Below are 22,695 nucleotides of genomic sequence, written 5' to 3'. Positions count from 1 at the left end.
TGAATTAAATTTGATTATAAAGCAAAAGTGAAAGTTATAAAGCAAAAGTGAAATTCTGAACATTAATTTTATTGTTCAAGAGCATTGGAGAAATACATTAAGTCAAATAGAGGTGTTTCTCATTTTTCATCGTTTCTCGGAATCTGATTAGAATGGTGCCATGCTGCGAGATGCCACATACACCGCCTTATCCTTTCGCACCAGATCACTACTGAACTGGCGTTTACGTTCACCGAGCTGCACTTCAATTCTGGCTTTAAAATACGCAGATTTTACATCTAACAGATTGCCTGCCTCACTTCTCACCTCTGCACCAAGCTGTCTAAACGGTTCAATCTCCCAAAGCTCATTCACACTGGAAAAATACTCTAAATTGGCTTGGCGTTGTTGCAACAGCTGTTGCACCGCGTTGATATCCAGTTTGGGATCGAGACTGGCCAGCAGCATTGCCGGAGCAGTATTGATATTCACCTTGTTATCAGCATTTGGAGCAGCACTCACATAATCGGCAATTTTCAGATATTTTTTTCCTTCAAAGCCACGTACCAGTTTCAGTTCTTCTACACGATGAAATTTGCTGTTTGCCGGTAAATAGCCCTGTGGCAATCCCTGATAATAACTGGCTTCTGCACCCATCGAGTCTATGGTTTCGTTATCGGCATCTTGCCAGTCAATGACCGCCTCACTTAACTTTTCCGGCAATCCCACACGCAGCAACAGTTTCTCAAACCAGGCTTTTGCCTGAGGATTGGGCGTACCATCCGCATTTACCAGGCTGTTTAAGTTAAATTTTCCCGATTGATCTTCTAGAACCCCCGCAACAAAACCATCCTCTACCGGAAAAGCCGGCATCGGTTTGGCCCAGTTTTCTTGCAAATAATCAATATTACCGGCATTTTCAGCATCATCGGCCAAAAGCTCTGAAAAAAAGGCTTCAGCACTTTTGGCATATAATAGTGACTGGTTTTGACGCATCAAATATGCCGTGTTTTCAGCTGTATTGGCCTGTCTTTTGGCAATGGTCGCAGCCAGGATGGTAGCCAATGCCACCATGACCAAAATCGTAATTAAAGCAACACCCTGTTGCGGCTTTATGTTCAATTGAGTCACACCTTAAGATGTAGATTTATTTGTATTGCTATTTGCATTGTTATTCAAAGTACTATTCTGCTGTTTTAAATAATCGGTGTTTAATAAACTGAAAATCCACTCATAGGCCACATCTTTGACGGTAAGTTTAATTTTAACGCCCTTCGGCAAGACCTGTTTTTGTGTGACATCGTTTAAATCCGCCTGACCCTCTGGCCACGCATTAAGCTCATTCGGATTTAATACCACAATTTCAAACTGGTCGACATCATTTAACAGCACACTGGACTCAGGCTGATCCCGACCTGTACTGTTTAAATTGCGATATTTCAGCCGGTACAGTTTCTTTTCATCGGCACGATATTGATATTCCACGCGCTCATCCGGCGAAATACCCTGCTGTAAAGGATCAGTCACACCGGTTTTGCTAAAATTAAATCGGCCATTTTGTAGCACCAAAGCAGGCTGAATATCCCCATTGATATTCGCATTGAGTGGTACAGCCTGAACGGTATCACGCAGAATTTGCTGATACGCTTCTTGTAGTTGTCCTAAATTCACTTCATGTTGAGTATTACGATCTTTCACTTTGATTAAGTAATCAAATACTTTCCAGCCCAATGCAGAAAGTACCGTAAATATGGCAATCGCGACCAATAATTCAACCAAGGTAAATCCTGAGCGAGGATTAACGAAACAACGTTTCGTCCGAGCGCAAGAGCAAGAACTGTGTTCGGAGTGGGCACGGATAATTCGAGTAACACTCGAACGTGCCGCAAGTCCGAAAGCTGTGCTTGAGGAGCGAGAATTATGCTTTGACTGAGCGCAAGAAGAATAGCTATGCTGTGGGTCTAGAGCCTGATTTTTTTTATTTTCTAACCGCATTAAACCTTAGCCTTATAGTTAAAAAAAACCAGATGGGTAATTCCAGACTCTACTTTGCCTGTATCTGCATTAAAGGAACTGATTTGCACTTCAACACGCTGTACATTCGGGCTAATGGTGGATTGTGCAGATTTATCAATTTGCCAGGTTGCACCCTGCTGGGTGACCTGCTTGGATTGGGTTCCCTGCAGCCACTCCTGATTAATTTCCATCATTGCCACTTCGTTCAAGGCTACAAATTGCGCTTTGGTTCTTAAAATTGCATTCGAGGTTGCCTGAGTATATTGCATGGCCACTTTGGTGAATGCGATAGCTGCCGTCGCAAAAATAGCTAAAGCCACCATGACTTCCAATAGCGTAAATCCTGAGCAGCGATCAGTGAAACGCTGTTTCACCGCTGCGCAAGACGAAGAGCTATACTCGGAGTGCACACGATTAATTCGAATAATACTCGACCTGAGCGGCATTGTCGCGCAAGAAAGTCCGAAAGCTGTATCTGAGGTGCAGTGATGCTTTGAGTATCTAGCTTGCATTAATTTTACCCAGATGATCAATCTCGATTTCTTCACCAATCGGACGCTGCTCGAAATAAAACTGAATCCGTACCGGTTTGGCCTCGCCATTGCCCAGCCATACCAATTTAGGTGCATTGGAATTCAGCAAATCGTCATTATTGGCATTTTCATGGCGATGATCGAGGGCAGTAATACTGAATGAAACATGCTCAGGCAAAGTTCGCTCGGGAAATTCTGAATACTTCTGCCATTTTTTATTTTCAGTCAAAGTAGCATTTTGTTTATTTTGCAAGGATGGGATTAAATATTCCATTACCCCATAATGAAACGGCGATACATCTGTGGCACTGTGTACATCCAGGGCAAAAATCCGTGCCTGATCATTGGCTTCACGGTTAATCCTGTGTAAATCCATCATAAACACTTCCCGTGCCTGCATCGCTTTACGCTGGTCTACTCCGTTAATATTGGTCAGAATTAAAGATGCCATGATTGCCATAATCACGATAACCACCATCAACTCGATCAAAGTAAAACCACGAATTGAAAATGATCGGATTGGTTTCATGGCATACCTTTAAGTAAACTGTTCCGCAGAACTGACCTGCTTGGGCATTGCCAAGGCCTGATCAATATAAGCTACGCGTAATGTGTCACGTGAACCTAAATAGCGCTGGTAAAAACTGGAATTCAGAATAGCTGCAGCGCCATGCGTTAGGGCCCAAATAGATGCCAGATAATCGCGTGTAGACATGCCACTTTGAATACTTTCCAGATAGCTTTCAGTCATACGGATAATAATGCGCAACCGCTGTTTTCTGACCTGATACAGTTCGCTAAATAAAAGATTGATCCCTATACCGGTGGTAGAAAGACGTTCTTCAATTTGATGGAACAGTACTGTGCGCTCAGGATGATGTAAATGATGCAGCATAAAGAAGGCCAGATGCTCCGGAAAGGCTTTTTCGGTATCCTTAATCATCTCGAGCAACATGTTCTCATTACGAATAATGAGTAGCATGTAAAGCTCATCCTTACTCTGGAAATGTTTATAGAGAGTTCCCTTCGCCAAATCGAGTTCTGCTGCCAACGCATCCAGTGTCATCCCTGATTCGCCATTTTCTAACAGCAGCTGCTCTGCAACCTGAAAAATTAACGCTTCTCTTGCTCGAAACTGAGCCTGACGATCCATCTTCACTCTGTAATTCTCTTCTGCGCTTATATCAATTTAATTTATTTACTTTAAATTAAGGAGGTTTTCAAAGTTCTGCATTGTAATGAAAGCAATTTCCTCAACGGACTTATCATATACATCACTTAAGGCTTTGGCTACATAAGGCACGTATTTTGGTTCATTAGATTTTCCTCTATATGGCATCGGTGCCAGATAAGGGCTGTCAGTTTCAATCAGCACCCGATCCAGCGGAACCTGCTTGGCCACATCGCGTAAATCTTGTGCATTTTTAAAAGAAACGATTCCGGAAAATGATACATAGTAACCACAATCCAGTACAGCCTTAGCGGTTTCCCAGTCTTCAGTAAAACAGTGCAAAATACCATGCGTGGATTTTTCAGCCCGGATGATATCCACAGTATCGTGTTTGGCAGCGCGGGTATGCACCACCACCGGTTTTTTCACCGCCTGAGAGGCATGGATATGACGGGCAAAACATTGTTTCTGTTCGGCAATAAAGTCGGTGCTATGGAAATAGTCCAGGCCAGTTTCACCAATCGCCCAGACTTTTTCAGGCTGTGCCAGTTCAATCAGATAATCTGTCGTGGCGCGTGCCATGACCGCAGGATCTTCACAAGGATGCACACCCACACTGTAACCTACATCAGCATGGCGTGAGGCAATTTTAGCCAGCTCGATATGATCGTCCAGATCAACCGAGATCGTCATGAATTTGGATACCCCCGCTTCACGCGCCTGAGCTAATGCCAGATCCAGATTGCCATCATAAGGCGTCAGATCCAGCATGGTTAAATGGCAGTGAGTATCTACAAACACGGCGATATCCTAAATCGTTTAAACAGCTACATAGTGTAACTAGTTCGACCTTCAGACTTAAGACCTGCAAGCAACTTTTCAGCTTCTGATTTGTAATAAACGCCTTTTTCTCCGGTCAATTGCATACCAAAACCTTGTAATTTGATGCCATTTTGTTTCTGAGAGACCCAGATGACCTTGCCTGTTAAAGGAATTTTCTGTGATTGTTCAGGTAAAGTTGCCAGCACAAAAACTTCTTCACCGAGCTTAACCGGCTGTTTGGTCGGAATAAACAATCCCCCACCAACAACATAAGGCATATAACTGGCATACAAGGTATCTACATCTGGAATATTGGCATGAATAATACCGCCCATACGTGGTTGCATTGTTATTCCCCTTAAAAATATTTAAATGTTCATTAGTTTTATACACAATTGATCAAGCACTAAATTGCTTTGTACATTCTGCTCAATATATTGTTTGGCTTGCTGCAAATCCGAATAAACCGTAAATAAAAATTCCAAGGTATAGTGTTCGGATAATGCACTCAAATCCAGATCGGAATTTTTAACCTGCTGACTGAGCTTGACACAAATTAAATCGGACAACAAGTATTCAAACATTTGTGAAAATTCACTAAAACTCAGCGCCTTATTCCATTTGGTCGCAATCGCCATCGGCATATTTTTTTGCGTGACCAGTTTTTGCCAGTCCGTTAAAAATTCCTGCCGCTTATTTAACCACTCCGTTTCCGCCAATTGCATGGCTTGCAATGGCATCTGATTGGATAAATTCATCAACAGTTGTTTTTGGCTTTGACCTAAATCCGGTAAATATTCGGTTAAATATGCATCCGCTTGAGTCACAGAAATACGGTCCAGCGCAAAATGCTGCAAACGGCTACGAATGGTCGCAGGAAGTTTTAAGTAATGATCGGCCAGCAGGATGATTACCACCCGCTCACCCGGCTCTTCCAGGGTTTTCAGCAAAGCATTGGCAGAGGCGATATTTAAGGCTTCTGCCGGTTCAATCACGATCACGCGCCAGCCATCGACGGTTTGCTGCACAAAGGGCAATAAATCACGGATTTTTTCAATCTTGATTTTGGCATTCTGCTTTTTATTGTCTTCATCCGTGCTGATATGGACATAGTTGGGATGGGTATCAGACTTTAACCACAAACAGCTGCCGCATTCACCACAAGGGGCATTGTTTTCATGACGATTGGCACATAGCACCCAAGCCAAAAAATATTGGGCAAAAGCTTCCTTGCCGCTGCCTTTTTTACCATAAAAAAGCAGGCCATGCCCCAGCTGGGGAAAGCGTCCGGTCAAGGTCTCCCAAACCGTTTGCTGCCATGGGTAAACTTGTGCCACAACATTATCTTGCATGGAGGTATTCACCTTATTCGAAGCAGGAAACATCCATCTGATTCAAACGGTCCAGATCTGCCTGGGTATCTACACCCGGTGGCAAGTTGGCTTCAGCAACCGCAATCGCAATACGGTGACCATTTTCCAGTACACGTAATTGTTCCAGACTTTCCAGTTTCTCCAGCACACCCATATCCCAAGACACATATTCTTGCAGCAAATTCACGCGGTAAGCATATAGCCCCAAATGACGGTATGCCTGCTGATGTAATTGCTGAATTTCTTGTTTGGCACCATCACGGTCATAAGGAATCGTGGCGCGGCTAAAATACAAAGCCTGGTTATATTTGGACATCACCACTTTCACAATGCTGTCGCGCTGAAACTCTTCCAGACTATGAATCGGCTCACAAAGGGTCGACATGGAAGATTCAGGTTGCGATTCCAGTAATTGCGCCACCTGCTGCACCAATTGAGCCGGAAGCAGAGGTTCATCACCTTGTACATTGACAATAATGTCTTCGCTGTCCCAGCCTTTAATGCGGGCAACTTCACTTAAACGATCGGTGCCAGAGGGATGATCTGCACTGGTGATGACAACATCCACACCTTCTGCACGACAAACTTCTGCAATACGCTCATCGTCGGTTGCAACACATAAATCATCAAAACCAGCCACTTTTTTTGCCTGGTCGACCACACGTAGAATCATGGCACGACCATGAATTTCCAATAGCGGCTTGCCCGGCAAACGAGAACTTGCAAAACGTGCTGGAATAACAATATGTTTCATAAACAATGAACCTTAAGAGATTAGAATGCCAAGTTGCTGTAACTGTTGATGCAAGACATCGTAGCATTGTGGTGAAAGCACTGCTTCAACAGGAACCACCCAGATTTCCCGTTTAAAATTTGGATTTTGCTTTAATAGGGGCAGCAGTTTTACTGCGTCTTTTTCCGTGGTAATAATGGGATTGTTATCTTCAAACTGCAGATCCGTAATTTCATAATCATAGTGGTCAGGAAATTCATGGCACTGAAACTGGTGAATCCCCATGGAATCCAGGGTGCTGTAAAAACGTTGCGGAAAACCGATACCCACGACAGCATAAAAATTATCCGCCGGATTAAAAGATCTTTCATCTTCCGCATCATTCAGCAAATAAGGCGCAGCAACTTCTAAATGCATATTCAGTTCGGAATTGGGCTGACTGGCATGCTCAATGACCGTTGCTGTTGTTAAGCGGCTTGGCGGTTCGCGTAAATATCCTTCAGGCAATAACTTTTGATTACCCAAACCACGATTCTGATCCAACACAATCCACTCAATCTGGCGTGCCAAAGCCCAGTGCTGCAAACCGTCATCACTGATAATTAAATCCAGCTCATGTTTAGACAACAAATATTCAATACTACGCTGACGGTTTGAACCTACCACCATGGGTACACCAGTTGACTGCACAATCAGGCAGGGTTCATCTCCCACAATCTCGGGGAGCGATTCCAAATCCACATAGGCGGGAAATGGTCCTTTTCCACCGTAACCGCGACTGATGACACCGACACGGACATTTTGGCTTTGTAGATAATTGACCAACTGAATCAGCAGCGGCGTTTTACCGCTACCACCAACGGTAATATTGCCAATCACCATCACCGGAACGGGAGATTGATAGCTGGCTTTAACGCCACATTGGTAAAGCTTTTTGTTGAGTAAAAACCCACCACGATAAATCCATGACAAAGGTCTAAGCACAATCAACCACTTGGCCTGTCTATTCCAAGCATCTTGAATAAATTGTGCGAATGACATAAATCAGTGTTCCTCGAAATTACGCTGATGCAATTGATAGTAAGCTCCATGTTGGGCAATCAATTCTGCATGCGTACCCTGCTCGACAATTTTACCGTGATCCATCACCACAATGCGATCCGCATTTTCAATGGTGGATAAACGATGGGCAATCACGATCGTTGTCCGGTCTTGCATGGCTGCATCAAATGCCTTCTGGATAAAATACTCTGATTCATTATCCAGTGCACTGGTGGCTTCATCCAGAATCAGGATCGGTGCATTTTTCAAAATGGCACGTGCAATGGCAATACGCTGGCGCTGTCCACCCGAAAGGTTCAAGCCTTGCGCACCTAGTTGCGTGTCATACCCTTGTGGCAAGCTCATGATAAAGTCATGGGCATAGGCAGCTTTTGCGGCCGCAATGATGTCTGCATCGGTCGCATTTTCAAGCTGGCCGTAGGCAATATTTTCACGTACAGTGCGGTTAAACAATACCACCTGCTGGTTCACCATGGCAATTTGTGTACGCAAGCTATGCATGTCTATATCTTGAATATTCTGCTGGTCCAGATAAATATGGCCAGAACTCAATTCCTGAAAACGTACCAGCAAATTGACCAGAGAACTTTTTCCCGCACCTGAACGACCGACCAATGCAATGGTTTCGCCCGCCTTGACATTCAGGTTGAAATCCTGAATCGCGTGATGCCCATCTGCATAAATCAGGTTGGCATTTTCAAACCGAATATTACCTTTAAGCACTGGCGTTAAAGCGCCTGCATTTTGCTCTTCCGGCAAATCCAGCAATTCAAAAACGGAATGTGCAGCAGCCATACCACGTTGCAGCTTTTCATTGATATCCGTCAATGCCTTGATCGGTTTGCTTAACATACCGGCTGCTGTAATGTAGGCAACAAATTCACCTGCGCTGGTATCGCGTAAAATTTCTGGCCGTAAGGCAATCCAGATAATAATTGCCATGGCAATGGACATAATGAACTGCACAACCGGGCTATTCAGTTGCTGCACCACCACCATTTTCAAACCGCGTCTTAAGTTTTCCAGCGAGTTTTCACGAAAACGCGTTTGTTCATATTCCTGCCCGCCAAAACCCTTAACAATTAAATTCCCATTCACCGTTTCCTGCACCACATGGTTAACATCCCCCATGGTGTCCTGAACTTGCAGGGATAATTTACGCATACGTTTTGATGCTTTGCGAACCAGCAACCCCATCAGTGGAGCAAAAATCAGAATAATCAGGGTAAGGCGCCAATTGCTATATAACAGATAGCCTAACAAACCAATTGTAATCAGACCTTGCTGGACAAGGGTTTTTAGAGATTCAGATGAAGCAGCCGTTAATTGCTCCACGTTATACATGATTTTAGCGGTAATATGTCCGCTGGTATTATCCAGATAATATTGCGATGGAAGTTTAAGTAATTTTCCAAAAACTTCCTGTCGGATATTAAACACCAGATTACGTGAGATGACTGCGGTATAATAGCCTCCAATAAAGGAACCTAAACCGCGAAAAAACATCAATAAAATAACCAGAAAAGGAAATATAGAAGTAAAGTTCTGGTCTCTGTGCTGGATGGCGGTGATGATTTTTTCCAGTAATTTCGCAATGGAAACCTCAGTCGCTGCACTAATTGCAAAACCGATAAAAACCAGTATTGCCACACCCCAAAAAGGTTTCAGATATCCTAAAAGACGCAGATAGACCTTAAAATCTTGCTTCACTCATAACCCCTAGACGGAACTTTGGTACTAATATTGACGTTCACAAAACCTAACTGTCCTGCTACATCCATCACACGAATGACATCCTGATGCGTTGCCTTGGCATCCGCAGCAATAACAAACATTAAATCACGCCGATCATTGGAAATCTGTTTAATTGCGGTACTTAAGTCGACCACTTCCTTACTGGCAATCGATTGTCCATTAATAGAATAGTGTCCAGAAGCATCTACCACCACTTCAATTTTATGATCATACTGCTTGGGAGGCACCCCTTGCGCATCCGGCAAGGTTAAATTCATGCGGCTAAACTGGTTGAATGTGGTGGATAGCAGTAGAAAAACCAGGATAAACAGCAAACAGTCAATCATGGGTGTCAGGTTAATGTGAATATCTTCAACTTGTGTACGTTTGAATTTCATGTTTCACCACCTTAACCTGCTTTTCTAATATCTTGTTCTTCATCTGTAGAATTTTGATAGAAAAGTGCTGCATGAAATAAGGTCGATTGCTGTTCAAGTTCTGCAATATATTCTTGTACCAAACGCTGAAAATAGCGATAGGCAAACAGTGCCGGAATGGCAATAAACATCCCGGCTGCCGTCGTGATCAACGCTTTTGAAATACCCGGAATCATTAAAGTGGGATTGCTATTGGTGCCTAAATCAATCACCAGGAAGGATTCAATAATGCCCAGAACCGTACCCAACAAACCTAAAAGTGGTGCTACCGCACTCAACGTTCCCAAGAAGTTGATGTTTTTTTCCAGATAACCAATTTCTTGCGATGCAGTCGTTTCCATCTGTGCACGGGCAAATTGCTGATTTTGATTTTTACTTTGGTAACCCGCCATAAAAATTCGACCTAAAGTACTCGCTTGCAAGGCTTGATCCTGCTGTAACTGCTGCATGACCGCATCAGTATTTTGCGCAGAGTTTAGCAACAATACCTTAGGCAAAATCATTGATTTTTTTAAGCGAATAAAGCGTTCAATCGTGATTGCAACGGTAAAAATTGAACATAAAACAAGGGGAAGCATAAGCCACCCACCCGCCTTAACTAATTCCCACATATGTTTTCCCCAATAAAAATTTTAAAAATTATTCTGCAAAGCAGATATTTAAAATACCGTCCAATTCATCAAGCGAATGGTATTGAATAACAAGTTTTCCCTTGCCTTGTTTATTATGATCAATCTTCACATCTGCACTGAAACGCTCTGCCAAACGCTGCGTCAGTTGCTGAATATCGGGTGCAATTTCAGCTTTTGGTTTTTCTTGTTTTGGCGTATTAAAGTCGCGTACCAGTTGTTCGGTTTGACGTACAGATAAACTTTTTTCAATCACATGTTCTGCAACTTTAAGCTGGTCTTTGGCTTTCAAGGTCAGAATGGCACGTGCATGCCCCATGTCCAGCAAACCTTGCTGCATGAAGTCTTTTACCGATTCAGCCAATGTGAGTAAACGTAACAGGTTGCTGACTGTGGTACGCGCCTTACCAACGGTATCGGCAATTTCCTGATGGCTCAAACCGAATTCTTCATGGAAACGCTGGAGTGCCATCGCCTGATCAATCGGGTTTAAATCCTGACGCTGAATGTTTTCAATCAATGCCAGAGCAATGGCAACCTGATCATTCAAGTCACGAACAATTGCAGGAACTTCAGTTAAGCCCGCCAGTTGTGCAGCACGCCAGCGACGCTCACCGGCAATAATTTCATAGGGATGCTTTTCATCATCAATTGGACGAATCACAATTGGCTGCATGACCCCATGCTTTTCAATCGATGCTGCAAGCTCCTGAAGATCTTGCTCATGAATAAAACGACGCGGCTGATATTCACCGCGTTTTAATAAATGGACATCAATCTGTTTCAGCTGACCATGATCTAACGCTTGAGCTTCCATTTGTAATTTTTCTTTCTGGATTGAGCCAAGCAAGGCATCCAGACCACGACCCTTAGCTAGTCCGCGTTTTTTTGTGGTCATGCGTTACTTCCTTTTTTTACTTTACTTTTCTTTAACATCTCAGCTGCCAGATTCAGGTAAGCAACTGCACCCTTGGAGCTTTTTTCAAAATAGATAATCGGCAAGCCATGTGCCGGTGCTTCAGCCAAACGTACATTACGCGGAATCACCGTATCATAGAGCTTTTTGCCAAAATACTGTTCCAGTTCTTCCGACACATCACGGGTTAATGCATTACGTGCATCATACATGGTGCGCAGCACACCCACGATTTCAAGGTCAGGATTCAAAGCCTGCTGAATGCGGTCAATGGTTTGGGTTAAATCGGCCAGACCTTCCAGGGCATAGTATTCACACTGCATCGGAATCATGACACCCTGCACGGCAGCCAAGGCATTCACCGTAATCAGACTCAGGCTGGGCGCACAGTCAACAATAATATAATCAAAAGAAGATTCAATTTCTTGTAATGCGTCACGCAAAATATATTCGCGGCCATCCTGTTCGGCAATGGCAAGTTCAACACCCGCCAAATCGCGGTTAGCTCCGAGAACTTTATAACCGACTTCCGCTTTGGTAATTGCCGTTTCAATCGGGACTTCACCCAATAAAACGTCAGTGACCGAATACAAAAGATCATTTTTCTGGATTCCAGACCCCATCGTGGCGTTGCCTTGCGAATCCATATCCACAAGTAAAACGCGCTTTTTTAAAACAGCTAACGATGCTGCCAAATTTACTGCGGTTGTGGTTTTACCTACGCCACCTTTTTGGTTCGCAATCGCAATAATTTGTGCCATGGTGACCCCAATCCTTCGAAAAAATTAAATATGTTTCAATAAAAGCAAATGACGTTGTTCATCTAAACGCGGAACTTTAAGCTCAATAATCTCACAACTGAATTCATTTTTTAAAGCCTCTACTTCATCCTCAGGAATTAATCCTTTCATTGATGCAATAATACTGTGCACATGCATAAAAGGTTTAGAAGCGGCAACAAAATCGGTTAAAGAGGCAAATGCCCGACTGGTAATGACATCGAACTGACCCAGCTCATGAATGCTTTCTTCATTTTCGACACGCGTCTGTACAGCTACCACATTTTTTAGTTTTAAATCGGCAATAAACTGTTTCAGGAAACGGATTTTTTTACCGTTCGAATCGAGCAATACACACTGGCGTTCAGGCTGGCATAATGCAATGATCATGCCTGGCATACCGCCACCCGTTCCGATATCCAGCAAACGGCCCTGAGGCAAATCTTTCAAAATACTCAAGCTATCCAGCAGATGCTTCACCAGCATCTCTTTGGGATCACGAATCGCGGTCAAGTTATATGCTTTATTCCACAGTACCAAAGCATCCTGGTATTTGAGTAATAAATTTAAAGCCTCATCGCTAAGCTCCAAACCCAAAGCTTGGCTACCCTGCTTAAGTTCTTTGAAAAACTGATGCATATACAAATAACGTCTCGAAAAGTTAATGGAAGTATACCGATTTATACAACAAGTCACAGTAGCTTGTGCTTAGTGAATATGCACTTAATCGTACAAGCCTTGCTTAATTTGTTGATCCAGTACATTTAATCGCTCAGGAGTGCCAACATCGACCCAAACGCCCTGCATTTTGGATGCAGAAATTTGTTGCTCCAGCATGGCTTGCTTTAATAAAGGTGCCAGTGGTCGCTTGCCATTTTCCAGGCCTGCAAACATTCCGGGATGAATCACCGCAACGCCACTGTAAGTCAGTGCTTCACCTGGCTGGTTTTGGTCAAAAGTATATGCTCGACCATTGGCCAGGGTAAAGTCACCATTTGGATGTTGAGCCGGATTCTCAACCAGAACCAGATGGGCGAGATCATTTTCCAGCTTCACATCCAGTAAAGTTGAAAAATCCATGGTGCTCCAGACATCACCATTCACCAGAATAAAAGGTTCTTGGCCCAAAAGCGGTAAGGCATTAATAATGCCACCCGCTGTTTCCAGGCCTTCGCCTTCATGTGACCACAAGATATTGACGCCAAATTGAGAGCCATCTCCCAATGTCTGGGCAAGCTTTTCACCCAGCCATGCCGTATTAATCACAATATCCTTTATGCCAATGTTTTGCAGTTTTTCAATATGCCAAACAATCAGGGGCTTTCCACCCACTTCCAGCAAGGGTTTTGGCGTATGCAAAGTCAGTGGACGCATGCGGTTACCCAATCCCGCAGCAAGAATCATGGCTTTCATTTATGCAGCAACCTCATAGCAACCATATTTGGCTTCAAATTTCGGCATTACCTTCGCTTGAATAAACTGCATAAAAGGTTGCAGTTCTGCATAAGGCTTGCTTTCTTCGAGTAAATACCACATGACACGCGGTAAATCCTTGAGATAACCCGATTTGCCATCGCGTTCAAATAAGCGCACAAAAATGCCCAAAATTTTAATATGGCGTTGAATAGCCATCATGTCAGCATCTTTTTTAAACTGTTCGAAATCACGGTCCTGCTTTGCCGATTCAGGTAACAGGTCATAGAAAGTTTTAAACCATGTATAAACACGGTCCGCATTCCACTGTACATAAGCATCGCGGGTAATTGAAATCAGGTCGTAGGTATCTGCGCCAATGACGGCATCCTGAAAGTCAATCACACCCAGATTGGTTTCGCCTTCAATTTTCATCAGGTTGCGGCTGTGAAAGTCGCGATGCACAATCACTTGCGGCTGCGCCAAGGCAGCGTTGGCTAAAATGGCAAAAGTGCGTTTAATTAAAGCACTCTCCTCTTCTGTCGGTTGAATGTGCAGTGAAGGCAACATCCAGTCCGTCAACAGTTGCATTTCTGCAATCAGTTTTTCGTATGAGTAATCTGGAAAATGATGTGTTCCATCAATCGCCTGTAATTGAATCAGCTGTTTAAAACTTTGCTCATAATAATGGTCTACCGTTTGCTCATTGAGCAAGGTCGAAAGCAGGACATCACCAAAATCTTCCAGCAGCAAGAAGCCCAATTCCAGGTCTTTGGCAACAATATGCGGTACACGCACACCATTGTTATCAAAAAATTCATCGATCGTCACAAAAGGCCCACAATCTTCTTTTTCTGGTGGTGCATCCATGAGCATAAATGTTTTATTATTCAATTTGATTCGTGCATAACGACGGAAGCTTGCATCGCCTGCCAAAAAATGAGTCTCAAATTGATCTGAACCAAGTACAGATGTAATCCATGTTTGTATCAATTGTTCACGTTGTGTATTCATTTGCGATAAATTCTAATACAGGCTGAGTTTTTAAAGTGCTAAGTGTAGCCACTTATCAACTTTTTCTCTATGATGCGAGAATAATTAATTGCGATTAAGCATACTTGGTTAATGAAACAAATGAAGCATCAGTTTAAATTTAATCCTTTAGCGACTGCTATTTTAACCCTTTTATGTGGCAGCTCGATCTCAAGCTATGCTGAATCCACAATTCCAGCTTCGACTGTCGACAACCAAAAAATGAAAGACAGTATTCAGGAGTCGTATCCTGGACAACAATTTTTTGAACAATATTATGTAGACAAATCCTCCCCGGAAGCCCAGCAGCGTCAAGGACAGTATTTAAGCTCCGCTTACTGTAAAGGCGCCTGGATTACGCCGATCAGTCCGGATACCAAAGCCGCAGATCCAGACAATGCCACATCTACAGTAACTGCAGATTATGGCCATTATGACCCGAATGGCGACTCCGTTCTCGAAGGCAATGTATTAATTGACCAGCAAGGCCGCCAGATTCGCGCCGATAAAATTACCATTGACCAGACCCAAACTTATGCCAATGCACAAGGCCGTGTGCAAATGGCACAAGCCGGCTTATTGGCACAAAGTGACCAGATCAATTACAACTTAAAGACCCAGCAAGGCGATTTAAATAACAGCTACTACATTTCTGAAGAGCAGCATGCGCATGGCATGGCAGAAAAAATTGCCCGCACATCAGAAAATGTGGTGGTGATGAATAATGCCACCTATACCACCTGCCCACCCGATGAAAAACCAGGCTGGAAAATTCAGGCGGATAAAATCACCTTGAACAAGGAAACAGGACGCGGTGAAACACGTGGAACCAAACTGTATGTCAAAGAAGTTCCGGTGCTCGCGGTACCTTATTTCAACTTCCCGATTGATGACCGTCGTACCACAGGTATTTTAAATCCAAATTTCGGTTTTTCTAACGATGGTGGCGTAGAGCTTGCAGTTCCTGTTTATTTAAACCTGGCACCGAATTACGATGCAACCGTTACACCACGCTACATCGGTAATCGCGGTGCAATGCTTGAAGGCGAATTCCGCTATTTAACGGAAAATTACGGCTCCGGTATGATTTGGGGCGGCTACTTGGCTTCAGACAGCGAATATAACGACCAAGACCGTAAAGCTTTACAATTTTTACACAACTGGCAAATCAACAATCAGTTTTCTACCAATGTTGAATATAACTATGTTTCAGATAAAGACTATTTTGCCGATTTAAACAATAATCCAAATTCTAAAACCACTTTAAACTTGCGCCGTGCCTGGGAACTGAACTACGGCAATGGCATCCCTGGCTTTCGAGCCCAGTTAAAAGTAGAAGATTTCCAGACTGTAGATAAGTCGGTTTCCGATCAAGATCGTCCTTATGCACGTTTGCCGCAATTTTTACTCAACTATACAGGCGGTGACCCGCAAGGTTTACAATTTGAATTTGACCATGATACGGCTTATTTCAAAAAAGATATCAATGCTTCCAGTTTAACCAACAATAACTCTTACGAACCGAGCGGCACGCGAATTTACAATGATTTTTCGGTACGTTACAACTATCGCAATCCTTGGTCGTTTGTCATTCCTGAAGTATCGCTGCGCAATGTAAATACGTTCTATGATAAAGACACGCAACAAATTATTAACCAACAAAGCCAGACCAGCTCTTCAAGTGAAAACCAATCGGTTACCATCCCTGAGTTCACTTTAGATACCGGTTTAATCTTTGAAAAAGAAGGCAAGTATCTACAAACCCTGACTCCTCGCGCCTTCTACGCATATGCGCCCTATAAAAATCAGGATGGGCATCCAAACTTTGACTCGGCGCCTGCATCCATCAATTACGATCAGCTCTTTAACTCTCGTCGTTTTTATGGACATGACCGTTTAGAAGATAATAATTTCCTGTCTTTAGGACTAAGTTATAGTCTATTTGATGAAGTCGGTTTGGAACGCCTAAAAACCAGCGTCGGTCAAAGCTTCTTTTTTGAAGATCGTCGGGTAACGCTAGAAAATGAAACTGATCAGTTTGATACTGAGCGCCGTACCGGTCCAATTTTAAGCGTATCCAGCCAACTGTCGCAAAATTTCACCTTGGGTGCAAATTCTGCATGGATGTCAAATGGTGATAATGCCCAGCGTGATTTGCAGCTGTATTACACCGGCAATCAGGGTAACCTTTATAACCTGGGTTATTTCTACCGCAAAGATATTCCAAACCGCCAAGACCAGTATGACCAGGTTGTTGCATCATTCATTCAACCTGTAGCCAATAACTGGCGTATTTTAGGTCATGCCCAATATGATCTGGACAACAATGTCGCTCGCGAGTATTTACTCGGCGTAAATTATGAGTCATGTTGCTGGGGCATTTCGGTGTATGGCCGTTCTTACTATAATGACCTGGACAACGTGAATGATGAAGGTGTTTCACCAAAACGTGCCATTATGGCGGAAATTAGCCTCAAAGGTTTAGGCGGTTTCAATAACAAGCTTTCCTCTTTACTCGAAAGCAGGATTCTAGGTTTCAATAATATTAATCAATCTTGGACACAACGTTAATGAAGACAATACAGTTAAAACATTTTTTTAAAGCGACTGCGCTTGCTTTAGCCTTATCTTCATCAATGACTACATTTGCGCAACCCTCAGATGAAGTGGTTGCCCTGGTAGATAACAGTGTCATTTTAAAAAGTGATTTAGAACAAGGCATCGCCGAACTCAAACATCAGCTACAAACGCAAAAAAAACAGCTGCCACCAGAACAGTATTTACAGCAGCAGGCACTGGACCAGCTCATTATTCGTCAAGCGCAACTTGAACAGGTTAAACGCTACAATATCAAACCGAATGAAAAAGAACTGAATGAAGCTGTACTTAAGGTTGCAGGCCAATCTGGCACCAAGACTTTAGAAGCATTCCAGCAAAAGCTTGACAGTATTGCTCCTGGGACTTATGAATCCTTGCGCAATCGCATTGCAGAAGATTTGGCAATTAATCGCCTGCGTCAGCAAATTGTGATGTCCCGAATCAAAATTAGTGATCAGGATGTAGAAAACTTTTTGAAAACGCCACAAGGTCAAGCAGCTTTAGGCAGCCAGGCACATGTGATTCATATCCGTGTATCGGGTAATGACCAGGCAGCATTAGAAAAAACGGCAAAACTTGTCAAAGCCGAACTGAATAACAGCAATGATGTTAAAGCAATTGACCAAAAGTTCACCACCAAGACCGTTAAGGTCGAAGGTGCAGATATGGGTTTTAGAAACCTGTCTGACATCCCGGCTGAACTGGCTGCCCGCGTAAGCACGCTGCAGGAAGGTCAAACGACCGACCTGATTCCGGTACGTGACGGCATTCATGTTTTAAAATTGATTGAACGCAAAGGCGGCGAGCAAAAAGCGATCGTATCGCAATATCAGGTACGTCACATTCTGATTCAGCCTTCTGAAGTGGTAAGCCCTGAAAATGCCAAACAACAAATCGACAGCATTTACAACCGTTTAAAAGCGGGTGAAGATTTTGCCGTATTGGCCTCTACTTTTTCCAATGATCCCGGTTCTGCACGCGATGGCGGCAGCTTAGGCTGGGTGAACCCGGGTGTCATGGTGCCTGAATTTGAAGCACAAATGAAAAACACCCCTGTCGGTCAGACCAGCCAACCGCTCCAGACTCAATTTGGCTGGCACATTCTGCAAGTGACTGATACACGCCAACAAGATATGACGCGCGAATATCAGCAACGTATGGCACGTCAAATTCTGGGTGAACGTCAATTTGATGCTGAACTGGATAGCTGGTTACGTGAAATTCGCAGCAATGCCTTTGTAGAAATCAAAGATCCAAATCTGGACCGTAAAAAAAATAAATAATCCTTAGATGATTTGAGTTAAAAAACCAGTTGCCTAAACAACTGGTTTTTTACTGTCGACAAGAAAATACATTATATCTATTCGCTTGTGCTCAAATAAAAAAGCCTCTCATAAAGAGAGGCTTTTAAGCATTCACAATTAACGATTATTTTCGTCGTCTTGAGAATCTTCAAATTTTGTTTCGCTTTCAAAACCCGGGTTTGATTGACCACCGAAGCCACCTTGACCACCGAAGCCACCTTGGCTACCAAAACCACCTTGACCACCGAAGCCACCTTGGCTACCAAAACCGCCTTGACCACCGAAGCCACCTTGACCACCGAAGCCACCTTGAGGCTGACCGCCACCAAAACCGCCAGCACCTTGAGCACCAGCAGGAGCACCGGCAGGACGTGGATTACGTGCAGGAACAACTGTAGAAATCGCATGTTTGTAAACCATTTGGCTTACAGTATTTTTTAACAAAACAACATATTGGTCAAATGATTCAATATGACCTTGTAACTTAATACCATTTACAAGGAAGATAGAAACAGGAATACGTTCCTTACGGAGAGAATTTAAGAACGGATCTTGTAAAGTTTGACCTTTAGACATGTTATAACTCCAAAAAATTAAAAATCAGCGCAAAAAACTATCTTTATTTCTCAATAAAAATTATAAAAAAGATAGTTACTAAATTTTGCTTTATCCGTAACACTTTCGCAAGTCTTCTTGAGCCTGCTGGACCGTCAAATATGTTTTAAAATTATGCGATTCTTGCAAAGATCTTAACCAAGTATATTGACGTTTTGCCAGTTGTCGTGTTGCAAATAAAGACTTATCCTCCATTTCCCGTCGTTTTTCGACACTTAGATCACTTTTTTGTATAAATTCTAGAGCTTGTCGATAACCAACTGAGCGCATGGATGGTAAATTATCATTTAAATCGTATTTTTCAATCAAACCTTCAACTTCATGCAAAAATCCAATATCCCACATAGTTTTTAAACGTTGTTCGATACGCTTGTGTAATTCTACACGATCAGGCAATAAAGCATGATTATGAAATGTGTAGCGATATGGTATATTTTTGGGTTGTTCAGCTTGTAGTTTTGTAATTGGCTGTCCGGTCAGTCTAAATACTTCCAGGGCACGAATAATGCGTTGCTTATCACTGACCTTAAATTTCTGACCCGCCAAAGCATCGACCTTACATAATTCCTGATAGACCGACTCCCAGCCTTCACGCTCCGCCTTGGACTCAATTTCAGCCCGTACGGCGTAATCCGCACTCGGCAAATTACTCGACAATCCTTCCAATAAAGCCTTGAAATACAGCATGGTACCCCCAACTAAAATCGGGGTTTTACCGCGTGCATGGATATCATCAATTAACTCGCAGGCATCTTCGACAAACTGGGCTGCCGAATAGACTTCCAAAGGGGTAATAATATCGATGAGATGATGCGGATAACGCGCCTGCTCCTCCTTCGTCGGCTTCGCGGTACCAATGTTCATGTCCTGATAAACCAGCGCAGAATCGACGGAGATCAGCTCGAAATGACCCTGCTCATAAAGTTCACATGCCAAAGCGGTTTTACCACTTGCAGTTGGTCCCATTAAATTGATGACCGGCAATTGATTCGACATGTACAACTACTCTCCTCGAGCAAAAAGTTTATCTAATTGTGAAAGTGGAAATGCACGCCAGGTTGGACGTCCATGGTTACACTGACTGGCAAATTCAGTTTGTTCCATCTGGCGCAGTAAAGCATTCATTTCCGAAAGACTTAAAATACGATGCGCACGTACTGCTCCATGACAGGCCATGCCTGCTAGAATTTGGTCACGCTTTTGCAACAATCCCTGTGCTTCATCATTGGGATCGAGATCATTCAGCAATTCAGGGACTAAAGCTGCGAAATCAGCCTTGTGCAAAATAGCGGGAACACCACGCACAATCACCTGTTCATCGCCATATTGGTCAATTTCCAGACCCAGTCGTGCCAACTGGCTTTTTAACTCATCCACCCGCATCGCCTGCATACGACTGATGCTGATCACTTTAGGAATCAGCAGTTGTTGTGATGTCCAGAATTCAGGCTTATCCCATGCGGCTTTCATTTGCTGCAACACAATGCGTTCATGCGCTGCATGCATATCGACAATAATCAGGCCTTCGCTGTTTTGCGCCAGAATATAAATGCCATGTAACTGTGCAATGGCGATACCCAACGGATGTTCATCCACGTAGGTCGATTGCGGCTTTTCAATATGATGACTATCACTTAGGCTATTGATTGGAGAGGATGGAATATCCGTTTCTTCACGTAACGGTGCCAGATAGCTTTTTAAGGCATTATTCAGCTGTTGTGAACCTGAATAGCTATTTGCGACATGAGATGAGGCATAATGCACCGTTTGCGGACTGCTGGCATTAAAATCACTCAGCACATCGGTAGAAATTTGCGCTTCCGGTTGTGGCGTATAGGCATCTACCGCCTTATGCAGTTGAAACTGTTCCTGATAACGCGGTTGCGGCTGCACAGCAGCAAGCTGATCTGCTTCATCCCTTTTCATGGCCGAAGCCAGTTCAGCTGTGGCCGTTTGAAATTGAGACAACTTTTCTTTAGCAAAATGACGTACAAACTCATGTACTTCACGCTGATTTAAAAAACGGATTTCATGCTTGGTTGGATGCACATTGACATCGATATTTTCAGGATCGACTTCCAAAAACAGCAAATAGGCAGGATGCTGATGACCGTGCAGAATGCCATCATAAGCCATACGCAAGGCATGCGAGATGGTCTTGTCTTTGACAATCCGGCCATTCACATACACATACTGCAAATCGGCTTGCGCACGCGCATCTGAGGGATGTCCCAACCAGCCGGACAAACGCATATTGATACTGTCGGCATCAATCCAGTACGCATTTTCGGTAAATTGTCGGCCCAAGAGCTGCTGCACACGCTGAAAACGCAGCTCACCGCTATCTGCTACCGGCAAATTCAGGCGGATATTGTTGTTATGCTCCAACACAAAACGGATATCGAAATGGGTCAATGCCAGACGGCGCACAATTTCTTCAATATGACCAAATTCAGTCGCCTGTTTTTTTAAGAATTTGCGACGTGCGGGCACATTAAAGAATAAATCCTGTACCCGGATATGGGTACCTTTTTTTGTTGCAACCGCCTGAATTTCCTGATGATCAAAAGCCGTACCATTGACTTCTACCTGATAACCGATGCCTTCATCATTTTGACTGCTGGTCAGGGTCAGGCGTGACACCGCAGCAATCGATGCCAAGGCTTCACCACGAAAACCCAAACTGACAATTGCATGCAAATCATCTGCCGTCTGGATTTTACTGGTGGCATGCCGCATGACGGCCAGAGCCAAATCGTCAGGATGAACCCCATGACCATTGTCCATGATTTCAATGAGGGTACTACCGCCTTGCTCAACCCGAATAATAAGCTCCGTCGCACCCGCATCAATTGAATTTTCTAATAATTCTTTGACCACCGATGCAGGACGTTCAATCACCTCACCTGCTGCAATCTGGTTCGCCAGTGCAGGATTAAGGGTATGAATACGGCGTTCGCTTAAATTATCACGCATTGTTAAAATGGCTCTCTAATGCTTGGTTTAATGCTGCAGAGGAGAAACTTAAACTTGCAGTACGCGTCAGCTCATCTTTAGACTTTTCAATATTGATGATCAGGTCAGGCTGTGGAATTTCATCGCCACCTTTGGATGGCCATTCAAATAAAAATAGCGCATTCGGCGTTTCCAAATAGTCGCGAATGCCCATCAGTTCCAGTTCATAAGGGTCATTTAAACGGTATAAATCAAAATGGAAGATATCTTTTCCATGAATATTATACGGTTCAACCAAGGTATAAGTCGGGCTTTTTACTGCACCTTGATGGCCTAAACTTTGCAAAAAATAGCGTGTCAGTGTGGTTTTTCCCGCACCTAAATCACCAATTAAATAAATTACACCTGTTGTAAAATGCTGCGCCAAAACCTGTGCTAAATTTTGGGTATCGTCTTCATTGTTTAACGCCAAATTAAATGAATACTGCATATTACTCACGACAAAATTCAAAAGAACAATTATGATAGCATCGCACCGCTTTATTGCCCATGTTCACACTTCCAAATATGGAACTTTTCCTGCATTTCATTGTA

The 22,695-nt window shown here is 43.4% G+C and carries 24 protein-coding genes; 2 read left to right on the top strand and 22 right to left on the bottom strand.

What is annotated here, in order from left to right; genetic code table 11:
* Window positions 1-147: 147 nt before the first annotated feature.
* The 18 genes from gspK to H4I94_RS02745 form a co-directional block, all read right to left on the bottom strand.
* Entirely contained in the window at window positions 148-1,095 is a 948-nt protein-coding gene (gene gspK, locus H4I94_RS02830) for a type II secretion system minor pseudopilin GspK (protein WP_261181985.1), read from the bottom strand.
* Window positions 1,096-1,113: 18 nt separating this feature from the next.
* Window positions 1,114-1,839: a type II secretion system minor pseudopilin GspJ gene (gspJ, locus tag H4I94_RS02825; RefSeq protein WP_261181983.1), complete on the bottom strand. Its 726-nt coding sequence runs from the start codon at window positions 1,837-1,839 to the stop codon at window positions 1,114-1,116.
* Window positions 1,840-1,973: 134 nt separating this feature from the next.
* The gene (gspI, locus tag H4I94_RS02820) at window positions 1,974-2,441 is read right to left on the bottom strand and encodes a type II secretion system minor pseudopilin GspI (protein ID WP_409976745.1); all 468 of its coding nucleotides are present in this window, start codon (window positions 2,439-2,441) and stop codon (window positions 1,974-1,976) included.
* Between the two features lie 55 nt (window positions 2,442-2,496).
* Complete coding sequence (locus H4I94_RS02815) at window positions 2,497-3,057, bottom strand: type II secretion system protein (RefSeq protein WP_092818358.1); 561 nt, start codon at window positions 3,055-3,057, stop codon at window positions 2,497-2,499.
* A gap of 9 nt (window positions 3,058-3,066) precedes the next feature.
* Window positions 3,067-3,681, bottom strand: coding sequence for a TetR/AcrR family transcriptional regulator (locus H4I94_RS02810; RefSeq protein ID WP_261181410.1), 615 nt, complete (start codon window positions 3,679-3,681; stop codon window positions 3,067-3,069).
* A 45-nt stretch (window positions 3,682-3,726) separates the two neighbouring features.
* A complete protein-coding gene (locus tag H4I94_RS02805; protein WP_261181409.1) occupies window positions 3,727-4,500 on the bottom strand; it encodes a TatD family hydrolase in 774 nt (257 codons plus the stop codon).
* Window positions 4,501-4,526: 26 nt separating this feature from the next.
* Window positions 4,527-4,868: a PilZ domain-containing protein gene (locus tag H4I94_RS02800; RefSeq protein WP_261181408.1), complete on the bottom strand. Its 342-nt coding sequence runs from the start codon at window positions 4,866-4,868 to the stop codon at window positions 4,527-4,529.
* A gap of 21 nt (window positions 4,869-4,889) precedes the next feature.
* Window positions 4,890-5,873, bottom strand: a complete 984-nt coding sequence (locus tag H4I94_RS02795) for a DNA polymerase III subunit delta' (RefSeq protein WP_261181407.1) — start codon at window positions 5,871-5,873, stop codon at window positions 4,890-4,892.
* A 13-nt stretch (window positions 5,874-5,886) separates the two neighbouring features.
* Window positions 5,887-6,648, bottom strand: a complete 762-nt coding sequence (gene kdsB / locus H4I94_RS02790; protein WP_261181406.1) for a 3-deoxy-manno-octulosonate cytidylyltransferase — start codon at window positions 6,646-6,648, stop codon at window positions 5,887-5,889.
* A gap of 12 nt (window positions 6,649-6,660) precedes the next feature.
* Complete coding sequence (gene lpxK, locus H4I94_RS02785) at window positions 6,661-7,668, bottom strand: tetraacyldisaccharide 4'-kinase (protein ID WP_261181405.1); 1,008 nt, start codon at window positions 7,666-7,668, stop codon at window positions 6,661-6,663.
* A 3-nt stretch (window positions 7,669-7,671) separates the two neighbouring features.
* Window positions 7,672-9,399: a lipid A export permease/ATP-binding protein MsbA gene (gene msbA / locus H4I94_RS02780; RefSeq protein WP_092818363.1), complete on the bottom strand. Its 1,728-nt coding sequence runs from the start codon at window positions 9,397-9,399 to the stop codon at window positions 7,672-7,674.
* Window positions 9,396-9,821, bottom strand: a complete 426-nt coding sequence (locus H4I94_RS02775) for an ExbD/TolR family protein (protein WP_092818364.1) — start codon at window positions 9,819-9,821, stop codon at window positions 9,396-9,398. Before H4I94_RS02775 ends, msbA begins: the two co-directional genes overlap by 4 nt.
* A gap of 11 nt (window positions 9,822-9,832) precedes the next feature.
* A complete protein-coding gene (locus H4I94_RS02770; RefSeq protein ID WP_092818365.1) occupies window positions 9,833-10,471 on the bottom strand; it encodes a MotA/TolQ/ExbB proton channel family protein in 639 nt (212 codons plus the stop codon).
* Between the two features lie 28 nt (window positions 10,472-10,499).
* Window positions 10,500-11,387 carry a ParB/RepB/Spo0J family partition protein gene (locus H4I94_RS02765; protein ID WP_092818366.1) on the bottom strand — a complete coding sequence of 296 codons (888 nt, stop codon included), beginning with the start codon at window positions 11,385-11,387 and terminating at the stop codon, window positions 10,500-10,502.
* Window positions 11,384-12,166 (bottom strand): ParA family protein, encoded by a 783-nt coding sequence (locus tag H4I94_RS02760; RefSeq protein WP_131274592.1) that lies wholly within the window; start codon window positions 12,164-12,166, stop codon window positions 11,384-11,386. The genes H4I94_RS02765 and H4I94_RS02760 overlap by 4 nt, the downstream gene beginning before the upstream one ends.
* A gap of 24 nt (window positions 12,167-12,190) precedes the next feature.
* On the bottom strand, window positions 12,191-12,823 hold the full coding sequence (gene rsmG, locus H4I94_RS02755; protein ID WP_131274593.1) for a 16S rRNA (guanine(527)-N(7))-methyltransferase RsmG: 633 nt from the start codon (window positions 12,821-12,823) through the stop codon (window positions 12,191-12,193).
* Window positions 12,824-12,907: 84 nt separating this feature from the next.
* Entirely contained in the window at window positions 12,908-13,597 is a 690-nt protein-coding gene (murU, locus tag H4I94_RS02750) for an N-acetylmuramate alpha-1-phosphate uridylyltransferase MurU (protein WP_261181363.1), read from the bottom strand.
* Window positions 13,598-14,611, bottom strand: a complete 1,014-nt coding sequence (locus H4I94_RS02745) for an aminoglycoside phosphotransferase family protein (protein ID WP_261181361.1) — start codon at window positions 14,609-14,611, stop codon at window positions 13,598-13,600.
* Between the two features lie 120 nt (window positions 14,612-14,731).
* Here H4I94_RS02745 and H4I94_RS02740 point away from each other — a divergent pair, with 120 nt between their 5' ends.
* Window positions 14,732-17,200, top strand: a complete 2,469-nt coding sequence (locus tag H4I94_RS02740; RefSeq protein ID WP_261181978.1) for an LPS-assembly protein LptD — start codon at window positions 14,732-14,734, stop codon at window positions 17,198-17,200.
* Window positions 17,200-18,510: a peptidylprolyl isomerase gene (locus H4I94_RS02735; RefSeq protein WP_261181359.1), complete on the top strand. Its 1,311-nt coding sequence runs from the start codon at window positions 17,200-17,202 to the stop codon at window positions 18,508-18,510. Before H4I94_RS02740 ends, H4I94_RS02735 begins: the two co-directional genes overlap by 1 nt.
* A 138-nt stretch (window positions 18,511-18,648) precedes the next feature.
* Here H4I94_RS02735 and hfq read toward each other — a convergent pair whose 3' ends face one another.
* The 4 genes from hfq to tsaE form a co-directional block, all read right to left on the bottom strand.
* A complete protein-coding gene (gene hfq, locus H4I94_RS02730; protein WP_261181358.1) occupies window positions 18,649-19,107 on the bottom strand; it encodes an RNA chaperone Hfq in 459 nt (152 codons plus the stop codon).
* Between the two features lie 90 nt (window positions 19,108-19,197).
* Entirely contained in the window at window positions 19,198-20,142 is a 945-nt protein-coding gene (miaA, locus tag H4I94_RS02725; protein ID WP_261181354.1) for a tRNA (adenosine(37)-N6)-dimethylallyltransferase MiaA, read from the bottom strand.
* A 6-nt stretch (window positions 20,143-20,148) separates the two neighbouring features.
* Window positions 20,149-22,122 (bottom strand): DNA mismatch repair endonuclease MutL, encoded by a 1,974-nt coding sequence (gene mutL, locus H4I94_RS02720; protein WP_131274822.1) that lies wholly within the window; start codon window positions 22,120-22,122, stop codon window positions 20,149-20,151.
* On the bottom strand, window positions 22,115-22,591 hold the full coding sequence (tsaE, locus tag H4I94_RS02715) for a tRNA (adenosine(37)-N6)-threonylcarbamoyltransferase complex ATPase subunit type 1 TsaE (protein WP_261181977.1): 477 nt from the start codon (window positions 22,589-22,591) through the stop codon (window positions 22,115-22,117). Before tsaE ends, mutL begins: the two co-directional genes overlap by 8 nt.
* Window positions 22,592-22,695 lie beyond the last annotated feature (104 nt).

It is taken from the genome of Acinetobacter sp. T_3_1 (assembly GCF_025377055.1).
GTDB classification, from domain to species: Bacteria; Pseudomonadota; Gammaproteobacteria; order Pseudomonadales; family Moraxellaceae; genus Acinetobacter; species Acinetobacter kookii.
The sequence above is the reverse complement of the archived record's forward strand: the minus strand, read 5'-3'. Positions and strand labels throughout refer to the sequence as shown.

Coding starts and splice junctions, on each gene's coding strand:
- gspI (WP_409976745.1), bottom strand. CDS start 2,441: ATGCCGCTCAGGTCGAGTATTATTCGAATTAATCGTGTGCACTCCGAG.
- H4I94_RS02815 (WP_092818358.1), bottom strand. CDS start 3,057: ATGAAACCAATCCGATCATTTTCAATTCGTGGTTTTACTTTGATCGAG.
- H4I94_RS02810 (WP_261181410.1), bottom strand. CDS start 3,681: ATGGATCGTCAGGCTCAGTTTCGAGCAAGAGAAGCGTTAATTTTTCAG.
- H4I94_RS02800 (WP_261181408.1), bottom strand. CDS start 4,868: ATGCAACCACGTATGGGCGGTATTATTCATGCCAATATTCCAGATGTA.
- H4I94_RS02795 (WP_261181407.1), bottom strand. CDS start 5,873: ATGCAAGATAATGTTGTGGCACAAGTTTACCCATGGCAGCAAACGGTT.
- kdsB (WP_261181406.1), bottom strand. CDS start 6,648: ATGAAACATATTGTTATTCCAGCACGTTTTGCAAGTTCTCGTTTGCCG.
- lpxK (WP_261181405.1), bottom strand. CDS start 7,668: ATGTCATTCGCACAATTTATTCAAGATGCTTGGAATAGACAGGCCAAG.
- H4I94_RS02775 (WP_092818364.1), bottom strand. CDS start 9,821: ATGAAATTCAAACGTACACAAGTTGAAGATATTCACATTAACCTGACA.
- H4I94_RS02770 (WP_092818365.1), bottom strand. CDS start 10,471: ATGTGGGAATTAGTTAAGGCGGGTGGGTGGCTTATGCTTCCCCTTGTT.
- H4I94_RS02765 (WP_092818366.1), bottom strand. CDS start 11,387: ATGACCACAAAAAAACGCGGACTAGCTAAGGGTCGTGGTCTGGATGCC.
- H4I94_RS02760 (WP_131274592.1), bottom strand. CDS start 12,166: ATGGCACAAATTATTGCGATTGCGAACCAAAAAGGTGGCGTAGGTAAA.
- rsmG (WP_131274593.1), bottom strand. CDS start 12,823: ATGCATCAGTTTTTCAAAGAACTTAAGCAGGGTAGCCAAGCTTTGGGT.
- murU (WP_261181363.1), bottom strand. CDS start 13,597: ATGAAAGCCATGATTCTTGCTGCGGGATTGGGTAACCGCATGCGTCCA.
- H4I94_RS02745 (WP_261181361.1), bottom strand. CDS start 14,611: ATGAATACACAACGTGAACAATTGATACAAACATGGATTACATCTGTA.
- H4I94_RS02740 (WP_261181978.1), top strand. CDS start 14,732: ATGAAGCATCAGTTTAAATTTAATCCTTTAGCGACTGCTATTTTAACC.
- H4I94_RS02735 (WP_261181359.1), top strand. CDS start 17,200: ATGAAGACAATACAGTTAAAACATTTTTTTAAAGCGACTGCGCTTGCT.
- hfq (WP_261181358.1), bottom strand. CDS start 19,107: ATGTCTAAAGGTCAAACTTTACAAGATCCGTTCTTAAATTCTCTCCGT.
- miaA (WP_261181354.1), bottom strand. CDS start 20,142: ATGTCGAATCAATTGCCGGTCATCAATTTAATGGGACCAACTGCAAGT.
- mutL (WP_131274822.1), bottom strand. CDS start 22,122: ATGCGTGATAATTTAAGCGAACGCCGTATTCATACCCTTAATCCTGCA.
- tsaE (WP_261181977.1), bottom strand. CDS start 22,591: ATGCAGTATTCATTTAATTTGGCGTTAAACAATGAAGACGATACCCAA.